11 protein-coding genes are annotated in these 15,638 nt (G+C 69.2%); 5 read left to right on the top strand and 6 right to left on the bottom strand.

The window, feature by feature from the left end; genetic code table 11:
• Positions 1 to 333 precede the first annotated feature (333 nt).
• Positions 334 to 1,425: a lytic polysaccharide monooxygenase gene (locus ACFY0P_RS20835; protein ID WP_388914889.1), complete on the bottom strand. Its 1,092-nt coding sequence runs from the start codon at positions 1,423 to 1,425 to the stop codon at positions 334 to 336.
• A gap of 264 nt (positions 1,426 to 1,689) precedes the next feature.
• On the opposite strand from ACFY0P_RS20835, the gene ACFY0P_RS20830 reads away from it, so the two are divergent.
• Positions 1,690 to 2,292 carry a Uma2 family endonuclease gene (locus tag ACFY0P_RS20830; RefSeq protein ID WP_388914886.1) on the top strand — a complete coding sequence of 201 codons (603 nt, stop codon included), beginning with the start codon at positions 1,690 to 1,692 and terminating at the stop codon, positions 2,290 to 2,292.
• A 24-nt stretch (positions 2,293 to 2,316) separates the two neighbouring features.
• On the opposite strand, the gene ACFY0P_RS20825 is transcribed toward ACFY0P_RS20830, so the two are convergent.
• Both ACFY0P_RS20825 and ACFY0P_RS20820 read right to left on the bottom strand, forming a co-directional pair.
• The gene (locus tag ACFY0P_RS20825; RefSeq protein WP_388914883.1) at positions 2,317 to 3,831 is read right to left on the bottom strand and encodes an ATP-binding protein; all 1,515 of its coding nucleotides are present in this window, start codon (positions 3,829 to 3,831) and stop codon (positions 2,317 to 2,319) included.
• The gene (locus ACFY0P_RS20820; protein ID WP_388914880.1) at positions 3,828 to 4,553 is read right to left on the bottom strand and encodes a response regulator transcription factor; all 726 of its coding nucleotides are present in this window, start codon (positions 4,551 to 4,553) and stop codon (positions 3,828 to 3,830) included. The genes ACFY0P_RS20825 and ACFY0P_RS20820 overlap by 4 nt, the downstream gene beginning before the upstream one ends.
• Positions 4,554 to 4,844: 291 nt before the next feature.
• On the opposite strand from ACFY0P_RS20820, the gene ACFY0P_RS20815 reads away from it, so the two are divergent.
• Together ACFY0P_RS20815 and ACFY0P_RS20810 are read left to right on the top strand one after the other, a co-directional pair.
• Positions 4,845 to 8,531, top strand: a complete 3,687-nt coding sequence (locus ACFY0P_RS20815) for a S8 family serine peptidase (protein ID WP_388914877.1) — start codon at positions 4,845 to 4,847, stop codon at positions 8,529 to 8,531.
• A 117-nt stretch (positions 8,532 to 8,648) separates the two neighbouring features.
• Positions 8,649 to 9,590 (top strand): response regulator transcription factor, encoded by a 942-nt coding sequence (locus tag ACFY0P_RS20810; protein WP_388914874.1) that lies wholly within the window; start codon positions 8,649 to 8,651, stop codon positions 9,588 to 9,590.
• Positions 9,591 to 9,654: 64 nt separating this feature from the next.
• On the opposite strand, the gene acnA is transcribed toward ACFY0P_RS20810, so the two are convergent.
• Positions 9,655 to 12,369, bottom strand: coding sequence for an aconitate hydratase AcnA (acnA, locus tag ACFY0P_RS20805; RefSeq protein WP_388914871.1), 2,715 nt, complete (start codon positions 12,367 to 12,369; stop codon positions 9,655 to 9,657).
• Between the two features lie 819 nt (positions 12,370 to 13,188).
• Here acnA and ACFY0P_RS20800 point away from each other — a divergent pair.
• Together ACFY0P_RS20800 and ACFY0P_RS20795 are read left to right on the top strand one after the other, a co-directional pair.
• Positions 13,189 to 14,112, top strand: a complete 924-nt coding sequence (locus tag ACFY0P_RS20800) for a GNAT family N-acetyltransferase (RefSeq protein ID WP_388915386.1) — start codon at positions 13,189 to 13,191, stop codon at positions 14,110 to 14,112.
• 182 nt (positions 14,113 to 14,294) lie between these two features.
• Positions 14,295 to 14,492, top strand: coding sequence for a DUF4236 domain-containing protein (locus ACFY0P_RS20795; RefSeq protein ID WP_388914868.1), 198 nt, complete (start codon positions 14,295 to 14,297; stop codon positions 14,490 to 14,492).
• 73 nt (positions 14,493 to 14,565) lie between these two features.
• Here ACFY0P_RS20795 and ACFY0P_RS20790 read toward each other — a convergent pair whose 3' ends face one another.
• Both ACFY0P_RS20790 and ACFY0P_RS20785 read right to left on the bottom strand, forming a co-directional pair.
• Entirely contained in the window at positions 14,566 to 15,258 is a 693-nt protein-coding gene (locus ACFY0P_RS20790; protein ID WP_388914866.1) for a hypothetical protein, read from the bottom strand.
• A gap of 208 nt (positions 15,259 to 15,466) precedes the next feature.
• Complete coding sequence (locus tag ACFY0P_RS20785; RefSeq protein WP_388914863.1) at positions 15,467 to 15,628, bottom strand: hypothetical protein; 162 nt, start codon at positions 15,626 to 15,628, stop codon at positions 15,467 to 15,469.
• Positions 15,629 to 15,638: the final 10 nt, after the last annotated feature.

The raw sequence follows: 15,638 nt of genomic DNA, 5'->3' as shown, positions 1-15,638 counted from the left end.
TCGCGCACCACGGGTCGCACAAGCCGCAGGGACAGTAACGTGCGCCACCCGTACCACGGAAGACCGCGAATGCCTGGGTCGGCGCGGCCGCGGTTCACCCGGTCGGGTGACCCTAAGTGGGTTGACATCGTTGTCGGTTGGGGCGGTAGAGTCATGTACAGACCATGAGACAACGTTGTCGCCCGTCACGGCGTCGACACAAGCCGCGCAACAGACCTGCAAGAGACACTTCGAGCAACTCCCACCCGGACAGGCCACCCACCCCCCTCGCCTGCCCGGCTCGCGGACCCGGTGCGCATCGACACCGGGTCCGCCCAGAGCTGATCGCGTACGTCAACCGACCTGACACGGCAGGTCGGTTGCGCTGTCCCCGCCGTCGCCCTGGACGACGTACCCGAACGTCGCGCTCTGTCCGGGACTGAGCGAGCCGTTCCAGTCGGCGTTGTGGACCATCACGTCCTGGCCGCTGTAGGTGGCGTTGCCGTTCCAGAGGCTGGCCACCGACTGGCCGCCGGGGAGCGTCCAGCCGACCATCCAGCCGAGCATCGCCACATCACCGCTGTTGGTGACGGTGACCTCGGACTGGTGGCCGCCGGGCCAGCTGTTGGTGGTGGTCCGGGTGGCCGTACAGGTCCCGGGCGGGGGCTCTGTGGGGTTGCCCGGGTCGTGGATGCCGGTGACCTCGCCGTTGCCGCCGTCGAAGACGACGTCCGAGCAGGAGTAGAAGGTCTCCGTGCTGTCCGAGCGCTGCCACACCATGTAGATGATGTGCCGCCCGGTCTTGTTCGCCGGAAGCTGCCCGGTCCAGGAGTAGTTGGCCTCGACGGTGCCGGGGGTGCCGTTGAGCGGCGGGTGGTCGACGGTGAGGAAGGGCGTGTCCTCCATGTCGTCCCAGGCAAGGGGCTTGGTCGGGTCGTAGCCGTCCTTGGTGATGTAGACGTAGAACCAACCCGGGTGCGCCGCCCACGCGTTGTAGGAGAAGTCGACGGTCGCGCCGGCGGTGAGGTGGGTGACCGGCCAGTCGTCGCGCGGCAGGTCGAAGCCGGTGAAGTTGGGGTTGCCGCCGCTGCACAGCGAGCCGTCCGGCACGAAGCCGCGGGTGCGGCCGGCGCCGTCCGAGCGCAGCACCGAGAACCAGTTGTAGAACGGCGTGGTCCCGCCGACCTGTTGGGCCGCCTTGCAGGCCGGGTTCACGGGCTTGATCTCACCGGTGTCGGTGAGCGCGTCCTGCCAGCACAGGAAGGTACGGCTGCCGGGCTTCACGGGGGTGCCGTGCGCCTGGGCCGGGGTGCCGGTGGCCAGGATCAGGGCGAGGGCGGGGACGGTGGTCAGGAGGGCGAGCAGGGTGAGGAAGAGGGCTCGGCCTCGGGTGGGGAGGGGTAATCGGGGCAGGCGGGAATGGCATCGCCTGATTGACATATGCATGACAGATTTACCTCTGTGTGGGGTGACCGGCCGTACGCGGGTCGTGGAGACGAACGTGGGGAGGAAGCGGGCCCACCGCCCCGGCGGGTTCCGGTCCGCAGGGGCGAATATGGGAGCGCTCCCACCCCACTCCCCTGTGAAGCTAGCGCGGACGGGGGCGGGTGTAAACGGCGCGGCATGGCTTCACTGCTTCGAGTGGCGATACCGTCGTACAGAGGATCACGACGCGTAACCGCGTCCACACTCTCGCCCATGGGAGCAGTGATGACGACACGCCAGCAGGGACCGGCCAACGAGGACAACTGGATGTTCCCGCCTGCTGACGGCTGGACATTCGACCAGGTCAAAAATCTGGACCTGCCCTTCGACTGGGAACTCGTGGACGGAGTGATCGTGGCCCGTGGGCAGACCAACGTCTGGCACAACGCTGTGCGGGACGGCATCGCCGATGCCCTCAAGGCGGCCCTTGTGCAGCCCTACCGGGTCCTGAACGAACAATGCGTCCTGCTGGACGACCAGAACGTCGTCAAACCCGACGTGATCGTCTTCGACCCTCGAGCACTGAACTTCTTCGAGGCGGAGTGCATTCCCACGGCTCACCTCACCCTCGTGGTCGAGGTCGTGTCGCCCGGCTCCCGCCGCGACGACCGCGTGAGCAAGCCCGCGCAGTTCGCCGCCGCCAGGGTCCCGTGCTACTGGCGCGTCGAGCTCGACCGGGACCACAGGCTGACGGTGCACGAGTACTGGCTCAACGCGGACACCTTGTCGTACATCCCGGCCCCCATGCACCCGGTGCACCACGGCAAGCTCATCACCGAACTGCCGTTCCCGGTCGAGATCGACCTCGACGCCCTCGTCGGGTTCTGACCGCGGCGGACTTCGACGGGCCCGTCAGACGGGTGCCGTGCGGGCGACGGTCGCCGTTCCGGCCGGCGGGAGTTCGGTGACGGGGAGTTCGAGGGTGAACTCCGTACGGCCCGGGGTGCTCTGTACGTCGATGCGGCCGCCGTGGGCCGTGGTGATGGCCGAGGCGATCGCGAGGCCCAGGCCCGAGCCGCCTTCCAGGACGCCGGCGCGGGTGCGGGAGGTGTCGGCCCGGGTGAAGCGTTCGAAGACGGTCGGCAGGAGGGCGGGCGGGATGCCGGGGCCGTCGTCCCTGACCCGGATCACGCAGGTGGTGGCAGTGGATTCGACGGTCGCGGTCACGGTCGTACCGGCGGGGGTGTGCACCCGTGCGTTGGCCATCAGGTTGGCCACCACCTGGTGCAGGCGGGCCTCGTCGCCCAGCACCAGCGCCGGGCCGTCGTCGAGATCGAGTTCCAGCTGCCAGACATGACCGGCCCCGGCCGCCCGCGCGTCCCACACCGCCTCCGCGACCAGCGCGGCCATGTCCACCTCGGCGGACTGCAGCGGGCGGCCCTCGTCGAGGCGGGCCAGGAGCAGCAGGTCCTCCACCAGGCTGCGCATCCGGGCCGACTCGGCGTTGACCCGGCGCCACGCGAGGCCGGGCTCGATGCGGTCCGTGCCGCGGTTCATCAGCTCGGCGTACCCGGCGATCGAGGCGAGCGGGGTGCGCAGTTCGTGGCTGGCGTCGGCCAGGAAGCGGCGCATGCGCTCCTCGCTCCGGCGCACCTGTTCCTCGCTGTGCTGGCGTTCCGCCAGGGACGCCTCGACGTGGTCGATCATCCGGTTGAGGGCGGCGCCGACCTGGCCGGCCTCGCTGCCGGGGTCGGTGTCGCGTTCGGGCACCCGGGTCAGGCCGGTCACCTGGCCCCGGCCGAGCGGGGCGTGGGAGACCTCGACGGCGGTGGCGGCGACCCGGCCGAGGGGGCGCAGCTGCCGTCGTATCACCACCGCGCAGACGCAGCCGGCGGTCGTGAGGCCGACCGCGGCGACCGCGATCTCGACCGCGACCAGGCCGCTGATGGTGTCCAGTACGTCGTCCATGGGGAGGCCGGCCAGGACCCGGACGCCGCTGGCGTTCAGGGCGGTGACCCGGTAGGTGCCGAGGCCGGGGACCTGGCGGGTGTGGGTGGAGCCGTCCTGCGCGAGGCCCTTGAGGGCGCCGGTCTGGGCGGTGGAGAGGGAACGCGGGGGCGCGTCCTGGCTGACGACGGCCGCGTTGATGATGTTGCCCTTGGCGTCCAGGCGGGCGGCGAGCATGCCGGCCGGGTGGCCGCTCTCGTTGAGGAAGGTCAGGTCGCGGGTGAGTTCCGGGTGCAGGGCGGCGCCGCCGACGCCGCGCTCGGCCGCGTCGCTCACCTGGTTGTCCAGGTTGCCCATCAGATAGGCGCGTTGGGCGAAGACCGTGGTCAGGGCCATCGCGGCGCACACGCAGACCAGGACGGCGGTGATGAAGACGAGCAGTCGCGTGCGCAGCGACCGGCTCCGCAGCCGGGCGGTCATCTGCCGTCCTCCACGGGCCGTACGACGTAGCCCATCCCGCGCACCGTGTGGATCATCGGCGCCCGGCCCCGGTCGATCTTGCGGCGCAGGCTGGAGATGTAGACCTCGACGAGGTTGCCGCCGCCGTCGAAGGAGGTGCTCCAGACGTGGTCGAGGATCTGGGCCTTGCTGAGCACCTGGCGCGGATGGTCCAGGAGCAGGCTGAGCAGGTCGAACTCCTTGGCGGTGAGCCTGATCGGGGTGCCGGCCCGCTGCACCTCGCGGGACTCGCCGCTCAGCACCAGGTCACCGAGGACGCGTACCGAGTCGTCGGCGGGGGGCTGTTCGCTGCCGGCCCGGCGCAGCAGTCCGCGCAGCCGCAGCACGACCTCCTCGAGGGAGAAGGGCTTGGTGACGTAGTCGTCGGCCCCGGCCTCCAGGCCGTCGATCCGGTGCTCGATGGCGTCGCGGGCGGTGAGCATCAGGACGGGCAGCCTCGGCATCTCGTAGCGGAGTCTGCGCAGCACCTGGAGACCGTCGAGGTCGGGCAGCATCCCGTCGAGCACCACCGCGTGCGGGGCGCAGCCGCGGGCCAGCCGCAGGGCGGTCTGTCCGTCGAGCGCCGGGTAGGGGCGCCAGCCCGCGTCGGCGACGGCGGCGGAGAGCAGCTCGGTGAGACCGGGCTCGTCGTCGACGATCAGGACGCGGACTCGGGCGGTTCGGCCCCCTGCGGTGGCAGACATGTAGCAAGTCTGTGCCGGTCTCCTGGGGGAATGCTGTGTTCCCGCTGAGCCGAAGCCGTGGGACAGGACGGGCGCGGGGGCCGGAATGCGGACGTGAGGACCGGGGGCGACCGGCCGCGGCCGGGTCCGCCGGGTGGGGTGCTCGCGCCAACTCTGCTGACCGAAGCGGGCATTGGCACGCTCCGGCCACCGTGTTCCCTTGAGCCGCCGCCGCCCCGGCGCCCACTCTGATCTCTGGCTTCCGCTTTACCGGGCGGAAGCGTTTCCACGTTCAGCGGAGGACGTCCACCCATGCGAAGACTCCACGCCCTGTGGGCCGTGGCAGGAGCGGCCGGACTGCTCGCCGGGGCTGTCATGCCCGCGACAGCCGCTCCGGGCTCCCCGGTCACCACACCCGTCACACCCCTCACGGGTCCGAGCACCATCGCCCCGCCGCAGACCGTCACCCTCATCACCGGCGACACCGTGACCCTCACCGTCGGACCGGACGGCAAGAAGGCCGTCGACGTCCGGCGCGGCAAGGGCCGTGAGGCCGCCACCTTCCTGTCGAGCGAGAAGGACGGCGAGATCAGCGTCCTGCCGGCGGACGCCATCCCGCTGATCAAGGCGGGCCGTCTCGACCCGGCTCTGTTCAACGTCTCCCAGCTGATCGAGCAGGGGTACACGGACGCGAAGACCGGCAGCACCCCGGTCATCGCGACGTACGGCACGGGCGCCGAGACCCCCGAGGGCACGCGCCGGACGCTGGCGCTGCCCGGGATCGACGGCGCGGCGCTCAGCGCGAAGAAGTCGACCGCGTTCTGGTCGGACATCGCCCCGCCGCTGGGCACCGAGCCGACCGCGAAGGCCGCGAAGCAGCTCGGTGACGGCATCGACAAGATCTGGCTGGACGCCAGGGTGAAGGCGTCCCTCGACGTGAGCGTGCCGCAGATCGGCGCGCCCGAGGTGTGGAAGGCGGGCTACGACGGCACGGGCGTCAAGGTCGCGGTCCTGGACACCGGCGTTGACCTCGGGCACCCGGACCTGGCCGGGAAGATCGCCGGCTCGGAGAGCTTCGTACCGGACGAGACCGTGCAGGACGGCTTCGGCCACGGCACCCATGTGGCGTCCACGATCGTCGGCTCGGGCGCGGCCTCGGGCGGCCGGTACAAGGGGGTCGCGCCGGGCGCCCAGTTGCTGGTCGGCAAGGTGCTGGACAACACGGGCAGCGGCCAGTCGTCCTGGATCATCGCGGGCATGGAGTGGGCGGCGCACTCCGGCGCGAAGATCGTTTCGATGTCCTTGGGCGGTACGGCGTACGGCCCCTCCGACGTGCTCAGCCAGACCGTCGACGACCTGTCCGCGTCCACCGGCACCCTCTTCGTGATCGCGGCCGGCAACGCGGGTCCGAGCGAGCAGACCGTGGGCACCCCGGGCATCGCCGACTCCGCGCTGACGGTGGGCGCGGTCGACAAGTCGGACCAGCTGGCCTCGTTCTCCAGCCGGGGTCCGCGCCTCGGCGACTCCGCGGTCAAGCCGGAGATCACCGCGCCGGGCGTGAGCATCACCGCGGCCCGCGCCGCCGGCACCACCATGCCTGGTGGTACGCCGGTCGACGACTACTACACGACGGCGAGCGGTACGTCGATGGCCACCCCGCATGTCGCGGGCGCGGCGGCTCTGGTCGCGCAGGCGCATCCGGACTGGACCGGCGAGCAGCTCAAGGAGGCGCTGGCCAGTACGGCGAAGACGAACGCCGTCAACTCCGTGTTCGAGCAGGGCGACGGCCGGGTCGACGCCGTACGGGCGGTCGAGCAGGACGTCTTCGCGACCTCGACTCTGAGCTTCGGCAAGTTCGAGGACGGTGACACCGGTGTCGTCAGCAAGGACATCACGTACACCAACACCACTGACAGTACGGTGGAGTTGAAGCTCTCGTCGTCGCTGGCCGACCTCGCTCTGGGTGCGGACACCCTGACCGTGCCCGCGCGGGGTACCGCGACCGTCTCCGTCGGCGTCGACCCGGCGCAGGAGGCCGGGGGCCGGCACACGGGCCGTGTCACGGCGACCGCCGACGGCGGAATCCAGGTCACCACCAGTGTCGGCTTCGAGAAGGCGCCGAAGACGTACAACCTCAAGGTCTCGCTCGTGGACCGCGAGGGCAGACCGTCCACCGGGGCGTCGCTCTATGCACTCCAGGAACTGAACGGCGCCTACGACGACCAGTACGGCTTCCTCGGCACCGGCGCGACCTGGCAGGTGCCGGCCGGCACCTACTCCATCGCGACCTGGATCCCGGACCGGGACGCGGCCGGCCTGGCCGTGGGCACGTCGGTCGTCGGCAATCCCGAGATCAAGGTCGACGGCAACACGGCGGTCGTCCTCGACGCCCGCAAGGCGGTGGAGATCAAACCGAGGACGAAGGAGGACTCCGAGTTCCAGGGATTCACCACCAGTTGGCACCGGGAGGGGCCGGGCACTGCCTGGGGAATCACCTACAGCCAGGGCTTCTGGACCGACCACATCTATGTGGCGCCGACCCAGCCGGTCACCGTGGGCACCCTGAACTTCTACGCCAAGTTCCGGCTGTACGCCAAGGAGTTGACGGCGAGCGTCACCAGTCCGGAGAAGACCTCGCTGTCCTCGCTCTACTACTCCCAGACGTACAACGACTTCCCGTTGAAGATCAGCGGTGACCACAAGGTACAGGCGGTGGACGCGGGCGGCGGTACCGCGGCCGAGTTCGCGGGGCTCGACGTCAAGGGCAAGGTGGCGGTGGTCGGGATCGGCGCCACCGAGCGGGCACAGAGCGCGCTGGACAACGCGACCAAGGCCGGGGCGGGTTACCTCATCGTCTACCGCAAGACACCGGGCTTCTGGATCGAGGCCGTGGACCGGGCGACCACCGTCCCGCTGATGATCGCCACCGGCGAGCAGGGCGCCGGCCTGGCCGCCCTGCTGACGACCGGCAAGAAGGTCACGCTGAAGCTGAGCGGCACGCCGGTCAGCCCGTACGTCTACAACCTGCTGGCCGCGCAGAGCGGCGCCATCACCGCGAACCAGACCTACCGCCTCGACAAGTCCAACACCGTGAAACGGCACGCCCGTTACTACGGTGGCACGGCCGGCGAGATGGGCGCGGACACCCTGTACACCTTCCGCCCCTGGCAGCGCTTCGGCGTCGACAGCAGCGTGCCCACGCAGTTGGGCACGGAACGCGACGAGTACTACTACGTCGACCCCGACACCCGTACCTGGCACGTCGTCTATCCGAACTGGGCGGCGTACAAGGGCGAGTGGAGCCCGCTGCGGACCTTCGGCAAACCGGGTAGGGAGCCCACCGAGGACTGGCTGCGCCAGGTCGTCCGGCCGGGAAGCAGCGAGGAGTACGGCCTCTCCGTCCGCGACGGAGACAAACTCACCCTGTCGATCCCGGAGCTGACCGACTCCACGCCGGGCCACTACGGATACGTCGACGGCACCGACAACACCGCGAAGGGCAAGCTCTACGCGGACGGACAGCTGGTGGGCGACTCCACGCTCGGCGGATACGGCGTCTACGACGTCCCCGCGGCGAAATCCTCGTACCGCTTCGATCTGGACGTGCAGCGCCGGGCGGCCTGGGCCAGGTACTCCACGAGCACGCACACCGAGTGGACCTTCTCCTCGGCGCACACCGACACGGAGACGGCGCTGCCGCTGCTCACGGTCGGTATCGCCCCGAAGCGTCTCGACCTCCTCAACCGGGCCGACGGCGGGCGTGAGGCGAAGGTCAAGCTGCCGGTCGCGAACCAGCTGGGGAGTGTGAAGGCGAGCAGTCTGAAGGCCTGGGTCTCCTACGACGACGGCACCTCATGGAAGGAAGTGGAAGTCAAGGGCGGCAAGGTGCGGTTCAAGCCCGCGAAGGGCGCCGAGACGGTGTCGCTCCGGGTGCGGGCCGCCGACCGTGACGGAAACCGGATCGACCAGACCGTGCTGCGGGCGTTCGGCCTGAAGTGAGCGACGGCCCGAGCCACTGTAAGGATTCTTAACAAAGCACCTCTACCGTGGCGAGCCATGGTGAACACGGCACATGATCCTGCAAGACAGACCCCTGCCGCGAGCCCTTGGTCCGCGGTGGGGGTCTCCGCCTTCGACGAGATGGTGTACCGGTCGATTCTGCATCAGCCCGACGCCGGCGCGGCCGGCTGGGCGCTGCTGACCAGGGCGACCCCGGCCCAGCTGCGCGAGGCCTGCAACCGGCTGCTCACCCTTGGTCTGCTCCAACCGCCGGACTCCATGGGCGGGTTACGAGCGGTCGACCCGCGGGTGGCGATCCGTGCGCTGATCCGGCGGCGCGAGACGGAGTCCGAACTGCTGGCCGCCACCGCCGAGGAGATGGCCACGGCGTACGAGGCCGGGCTGCTGCGCGAGGAGCCGACCCGGCTGATCGAGGTCGCCTCCGGCGAGGGCGCCATCGCGGCCCGTCTGGAGGAGATGTACGCCCGTGCCGAGCACGAGGTGTGCCTTTTCGACACTCCGCCGTACCTCGCCCCGCCCGCACCGCAGGTGGACCTCCAGGCCGATCTGCTCAAGCGCGGCATCGTCTCACGCGGCGTCTACGCGGCGAGCGGCCTGGAGGATCCGAACACGCTGTCCCGCGCCTGGAAGATGGTCGAACTCGGCGAGCAGGCACGGGTGTTGCCGTCCGTGCCGCTCAAGCTGCTGGTGGTCGACGGACGCCGCGCGATGCTCCCGCTGACCTCGTCCGCGGCGGGCGGCTACTGCGCCGTCGTCGTATGGCACTCGGCGGTCACCGAGGCGCTGCAGAAGCTCTTCGAGCTGGCCTGGCAGCAGGCGACTCCGCTCGGCCGGCCCGAAGGCAACGGCGAACTCTCCGAGGACGAGCAGACGTTGACACGGCTGCTGGCGGCCGGGATGAAGGACGAGGCGGTGGCCCGTCATCTGGGAGTGAGTCTGCGAACAGTGCGGCGGCGGGTGAGCGACCTGCAGGATCGGCTCGGGGCGGCGAGCCGGTTCCAGCTCGGGCTGCGGGCCGCTCAGCGCGGCTGGCTGTAGCGGAACGGTGCGGGGCCGCGCTCCCTCCACCAGGAGCCCGGCCCCGACTGCCGTACCGGGTCCGCTACTTGCGGATCAGGCTGCGCAGCACGTACTGCATGATGCCGCCGTTGCGGTAGTAGTCGGCCTCACCGGGGGTGTCGATCCGGACGACCGCGTCGAACTCGACGCCCGTGTCGGTGGTGACCTTGACCGTGCGCGGGGTGGTGCCGTTGTTGAGCTCCTCGACGCCGGTGAAGGAGAAGGTCTCCTCGCCGGTCAGGCCGAGGGACTCGGCGGTGGCGCCCTCCGGGAACTGGAGCGGCAGCACGCCCATGCCGATCAGGTTCGAGCGATGGATCCGCTCGTAGGACTCGGCGATGACGGCCTTCACGCCGAGCAGCGCGGTGCCCTTGGCGGCCCAGTCGCGGGACGAACCGGAGCCGTACTCCTTGCCGGCCAGGACGACCAGCGGGATGCCCTGCTCGATGTAGTTGCGGGAGGCGTCGTAGATGAACGCCACCGGAGCGTCGGCCTGGGTGAAGTCGCGGGTGTAGCCGCCTTCCGTCCCCGGCGCGATCTGGTTGCGCAGGCGGATGTTGGCGAACGTGCCGCGGATCATGACCTCGTGGTTGCCTCGGCGGGAGCCGTAGGAGTTGAAGTCACGACGCTCCACACCGTGCTCGGTGAGGTACTTGCCGGCCGGGGTGTCGGCCTTGATGGCACCGGCGGGCGAGATGTGGTCGGTGGTGACCGAGTCGCCGAGCTTGGCGAGGACGCGGGCGCCGGCGATGTCGGTGACCGGCGACGGCTCGTGCTGCATGCCCTCGAAGTACGGGGGCTTGCGGACGTAGGTGGACTGCGGGTCCCAGTCGAAGGTGTTGCCGGTCGGGATCGGCAGCGACTGCCACTGGGCGTCGCCGGCGAAGACGTCGGCGTAGGACTTGTTGAACATGTCCTCGCCGATCGCGTTGGCGACGACCTCGTTGACCTCGGCCTCGGTCGGCCAGATGTCGGCCAGGTAGACCGGCTTGCCGTCCTGGTCGGTGCCGAGGGCGTCCTTGGTGATGTCCACCTTCATGGAGCCCGCGAGCGCGTAGGCGACGACCAGCGGCGGGGAGGCCAGGTAGTTCATCTTGACGTCGGGGTTGATCCGGCCCTCGAAGTTCCGGTTGCCGGAGAGGACCGAGGTGACCGCGAGGTCGTGGTCGTTGACGGCCTTGGAGACCTCCTCCGGCAGCGGGCCGGAGTTGCCGATGCAGGTGGTGCAGCCGTAACCGACCAGGTTGAAGCCGACCTTGTCGAGGTACGGGGTCAGGCCCGCCTTCTCGAAGTAGTCGGTGACGACCTTGGAACCCGGGGCGAGGGTGGTCTTGACCCAGGGCTTGCGGGTCAGGCCCTTCTCGACCGCCTTCTTGGCCACCAGGGCGGCGGCGACCATGACGTACGGGTTCGAGGTGTTGGTGCAGGAGGTGATGGCCGCGACGGTGACCGCGCCGTGGTCGATCTCGTACGTGGTGCCGTCGGGGGCGGTGACGGGGACCGGGTTGGTCGGCACGCCGTTGGCGGTGGCCGGGGAGTCGGAGGCCGGGAAGGACTCCTTGCCCGCCTCGTCGTCGTCGGCGACGTAGTTGCGGACGTCGCTCTTGAACTGCTCGGCGGCGTTGGCGAGGACGATACGGTCCTGCGGGCGCTTCGGGCCGGCGATGGAGGGGACGACCGTGGCGAGGTCCAGCTCCAGCTTCTCGGAGAAGTCGGGCTCGGCCTTCGGGTCCAGCCAGAGGCCCTGCTCCTTGGCGTACGCCTCGACGAGCGCGACCTGCTGGGCGTCACGGCCGGTCAGACGCAGGTAGTTCAGGGTCTCGCCGTCGATCGGGAAGATCGCAGCGGTGGAGCCGAACTCCGGCGACATGTTGCCGATGGTGGCGCGGTTGGCCAGGGAGGTGGCGGCCACGCCCTCGCCGTAGAACTCGACGAACTTGCCGACGACGCCGTGCTTGCGGAGCATCTCGGTGATGGTGAGGACGAGGTCCGTGGCGGTGGTGCCCGGCTTCAGCTCACCGGTCAGCTTGAAGCCGACGACGCGCGGGATGAGCATCGAGACCGGCTGGCCGAGCATCGCGGCCTCGGCCTCGATGCCGCCGACGCCCCAGCCGAGGACGCCGAGGCCGTTGACCATGGTGGTGTGCGAGTCGGTGCCGACCAGGGTGTCCGGGTAGGCCTGGCCGCCCCGGACCATGACCGTGCGGGCCAGGTGCTCGATGTTCACCTGGTGGACGATGCCGGTGCCCGGGGGTACGACCTTGAACTCGTCGAACGCGGTCTGGCCCCAGCGCAGGAACTGGTAGCGCTCCTTGTTGCGGCCGTACTCCAGCTCGACGTTCTGCGCGAAGGCCTCGTGGGTGCCGAACTTGTCGGCGATGACGGAGTGGTCGATGACCAGCTCGGCCGGGGCGAGCGGGTTGATCTTCGCCGGGTCGCCGCCCAGCTCCTTCACGGCCTCACGCATCGTGGCGAGGTCCACGACACACGGAACACCGGTGAAGTCCTGCATGATCACGCGAGCCGGCGTGAACTGGATCTCCTGGCTGGGCTGGGCCTGCGAGTCCCAGCCGCCGAGGGCGCGGATGTGGTCGGCGGTGATGTTCGCGCCGTCCTCCGTGCGGAGCAGGTTCTCCAGCAGCACCTTCAGGCTGTACGGAAGGCGAGCCGAGCCTTCCACCTTGTCCAGCCGGAAGATCTCGTACGACTCGTCGCCCACCTGCAGCGTGCTGCGGGCGTCGAAGCTGTTCGCCGACACGACAGTCTCCTTCATTGATGTGCGCGTACCACCGTCAATCGTGCCGCCACGCCGACTTGGCCCATCCAGTAAGGTCAGGCTAAGTTAGGCATGCCTTACCGGAATGGCGGCTACGGTGCGCCTAGGCAGATATCTCGATGTCGAGATAACTCTAGTACACGGTCGCCGGTTGGTCATGCCCGGACCCGCTGTGTCCTGTCTCAGCGGACCTGGGGCAGTCTCGGTCTTTCCGTGGCATCGGCGACCGCGTCTCAGTCTTTCTCGGGCAAGTAGGGCGATGTCTCCGTCTTTCCGAGGTGCTACTGACGCGCCTTGCCTGCGGTCGCTGTACCGCGTCGGTGCTTGGCCATGGGGGCCGGATGGATGCAGCGGACTTCTGGGTGCGGCTGGTCGGGCCGGATGGTGTCCAGCGTGAGGGGCCGCTGTCCGTGATGTGGCCGGTGCGGTTCGATTCGCCCTCCACCACACCGGATGGGACACGCTCTCGCTGATCCTGCGCAACGGGACAACCCGCCAGAGCCGCCAACCAGCCCACAAAGGACTTCCGGACCTGTCCCCTGACATTCCCCCGTTACTGACACGGCCGGCCACATGCGAGGTGATCGAAAACGGTTTGCGCACAGGGGCCGCGGCTGGATAGACGTTGCGACCGGGCCCCTGCCACAAGGGTGAGGGCACGACAGCGAAAGGAGGGATAAGCCGATGATCCCCATGATCACCGCGCTTGCGTCCTCCCGGGGCGCGGACCGCGTCTGACCCCGGCGCGGACGGGCGCCTTCACCGGAGCGTGCCTGAACCGTGAAACAGAACGACCTGACCATGCGTCCCATCAACGGACCCGAAGAACTCGACCTCTTCTCCCAACTGCCCTACGTCCTCAACGAGGAGCTGGCAGACGACCTTGCCGTCGGCCGCCGACGCCCGGAATGGATGTGGGTCGCCCTGCGCGGTGACCGCCTACTGGCCAGAGCTGCCTGGTGGAGTCGAGCCGGCAGCGACACACCCCTCATCCTGGATGTCCTCGACATCGACGACAACGCCGCGAATTCCGATCACAGGGACATCGGGGTGCGACTCCTGCACACCGCGATGGCCGCCATCCTTCCGAACGGATCGCGTCCCCCTGAGTACAGCCGTTTCGTCCCGCCGGACTGGCGCGAGAACACGGTGACCAGACAAGCCGTCGAGGACCGCATGACGGCACTGGAGAGGACCGGTGCCCGGCTCTTCGTCGAACGACTGCGCCTGGAATGGCGCCCGGAATCGCCAGTCCCCAAGCCCACCGAGCGCCTTGCGTTCCGGCCGATCCGCGATGCCAGAGAGCTCGTGGCCTTGATGACCTCGGTTCTGGACGGCACGCTGGACGCACATGGCCGTGACGACCTGACCCGGATGTCCGCCCAGGAGGCGGCCGCCAAGCACTACGAGGACGAGCTGGCACGCTACACAAGCCCGCGAGACTGGTGGCGGATAGCAACACTGCCCGACGGAGAGCCAGTGGGGTTTGTCCTCCCGGCCCACAACGGCTACAACGCGATCATCGCCTACATCGCGGTCCTGCCCACACACCGCGGCAATGGCTACATCGACGACCTCCTCGCCGAGGGCACCCGCATCCTTGCCGAGCAAGACGTCCCCCGCATCAGCGCGTCCACCGACCTGGGCAACGTCCCGATGGCGAACGCCTTCCAACGCGCTGGATACGTCAATTTCGGGCGTGAGATCAATATGACCTGGAACTGATCGAGCACCGGGCGGGGGCGCCACAGACGGCGCCCCCGCAAACACCCAGGCTGCCTCAGGTCGATCGAGACGAGACACGCTGCGCCGTGCCGGGAAGCAAGCCTCCGGGCGGCCTGAGGGCGCTGCGTCGGGGTAACCGACGGTGGATCGGCAAGCCTCACAGCGAGGTGGAAGGAGACACCGTGCCCCTCACGTTCCGCAAGAGTTTCCGGATCCTGCCGGGCGTGCGCCTGAACATCAACCGGCACTCCTGGTCCCTCACCACCGGCGGCCGGCACGGGCCGCGCCACACACACAGCAGTACGGGACGCCGTACGACGTCGATCGATCTGCCGGGTCCTTTCGGGTGGCGGCGCACCAGCAGGACCCGGCGCCGGTGACGGCCGTGGGGTTCAGGAACCGGACGGAGATGCAGGGTCACGGAAGGCCCGGTTCGACACTCTCTGACCAGGTTTACGACACGCCGACGATCCGCCTTCCGGGTCTCCCGCTCCAGTCCACCCGGTCGGCGGACAGCACACCGGTACCGACGGCGACCTCGGTGGCCGCACCCCCGTACTCGGGGCCGCTCGTCGCGAGGATGCCGTCGGCGAACCGGTCGTCCTGGATCCCCACGGACAGCGGACAGGATTTCCGCATCTCCTTCGCTATTTTCAGGGCGGCCCTGAATTGGCCCGCGCGGGCACCCGTCGATACACGGTGCTCGGCGACGAGTACGGATTCCGTCCGCAACGTTCCGGAAACGGTGAGGTCGGTGTCGACCCGGCCGGCCGGATCGGTCGGCGACACGGCCACCTCGAAGTGGTTTCCGATGGTGGAGTGTTCGTCCGGGAGAAGTTCCGGACGGGTACGACCGGAGAGCTGGAGTCGTTCCGGAAGGCGGGCGGCGAGATCGGTTCCGGGGCCGGTCATGCGTACTCGTTCGCGGATCAGGAGGAGTTCGGAGATGATCCGGCGGTTCGCCGCGATACAGCCCGGGATGCCGATCTCGGAGAACCTTTCCAGACCGTGTCCGGCGACCCGCGGATCGGCGGAGAAGGAGGCCGGTGGAATCCACAGCACACCGGGCCCGGGGCAGGTCGGGATGTCGCCCAGATGGCTCCTGAGGACCGCGGGCGCCCGCCCACCGCACGCCCCCTCCGGCATCCGCGCCGGGTCCCGGAATCCCGTCCGGAATCCTCAGGGCGCGGCCGTACATGTCACCGCCGGTCGCAATCCCTTTCGCCACCCAGATCCTTCGAGACATATGCGATCGCCAATACGTCGGGTGAGAGTGCAGGAATTCCCTGCGGCCGCCTCCGGCACACCTTGGAACAGGGCACCGGAGGCAGCCTCGGGGACAATGGACCGTGTATCAGATTCCGTTGCAGATGATCGCGAGGAACGGCTTGGGGTTCTCCCCCTCGGGCGTCACGGCTATCACTCCCCGATCGGCGTCGGGGGAGCCGGGCGGGGTGATCTCCGGGGCTTCCGGAGTTCCGACGGACAGGGTGGTCTCCATGGCCACCTGGGGCATTTGTCGTACC

It is taken from the genome of Streptomyces sp. NPDC001714, assembly GCF_042892755.1.
Classification (GTDB): Bacteria; Actinomycetota; Actinomycetes; order Streptomycetales; family Streptomycetaceae; genus Streptomyces.
Note: the sequence above shows the minus strand (reverse complement) of the source record. Positions and strands in the feature narration are given on the sequence as shown.

What these genes read in the sequence shown, in the direction of transcription:
- ACFY0P_RS20835 (WP_388914889.1), bottom strand. Translation starts at nt 1,425, where the DNA reads ATGCATATGTCAATCAGGCGATGCCATTCCCGCCTGCCCCGATTACCC.
- ACFY0P_RS20790 (WP_388914866.1), bottom strand. Translation starts at nt 15,258, where the DNA reads ATGCCGGAGGGGGCGTGCGGTGGGCGGGCGCCCGCGGTCCTCAGGAGC.
- ACFY0P_RS20815 (WP_388914877.1), top strand. Translation starts at nt 4,845, where the DNA reads ATGCGAAGACTCCACGCCCTGTGGGCCGTGGCAGGAGCGGCCGGACTG.
- ACFY0P_RS20785 (WP_388914863.1), bottom strand. Translation starts at nt 15,628, where the DNA reads ATGCCCCAGGTGGCCATGGAGACCACCCTGTCCGTCGGAACTCCGGAA.
- ACFY0P_RS20820 (WP_388914880.1), bottom strand. Translation starts at nt 4,553, where the DNA reads ATGTCTGCCACCGCAGGGGGCCGAACCGCCCGAGTCCGCGTCCTGATC.
- ACFY0P_RS20800 (WP_388915386.1), top strand. Translation starts at nt 13,189, where the DNA reads ATGCGTCCCATCAACGGACCCGAAGAACTCGACCTCTTCTCCCAACTG.
- ACFY0P_RS20830 (WP_388914886.1), top strand. Translation starts at nt 1,690, where the DNA reads ATGACGACACGCCAGCAGGGACCGGCCAACGAGGACAACTGGATGTTC.
- ACFY0P_RS20825 (WP_388914883.1), bottom strand. Translation starts at nt 3,831, where the DNA reads ATGACCGCCCGGCTGCGGAGCCGGTCGCTGCGCACGCGACTGCTCGTC.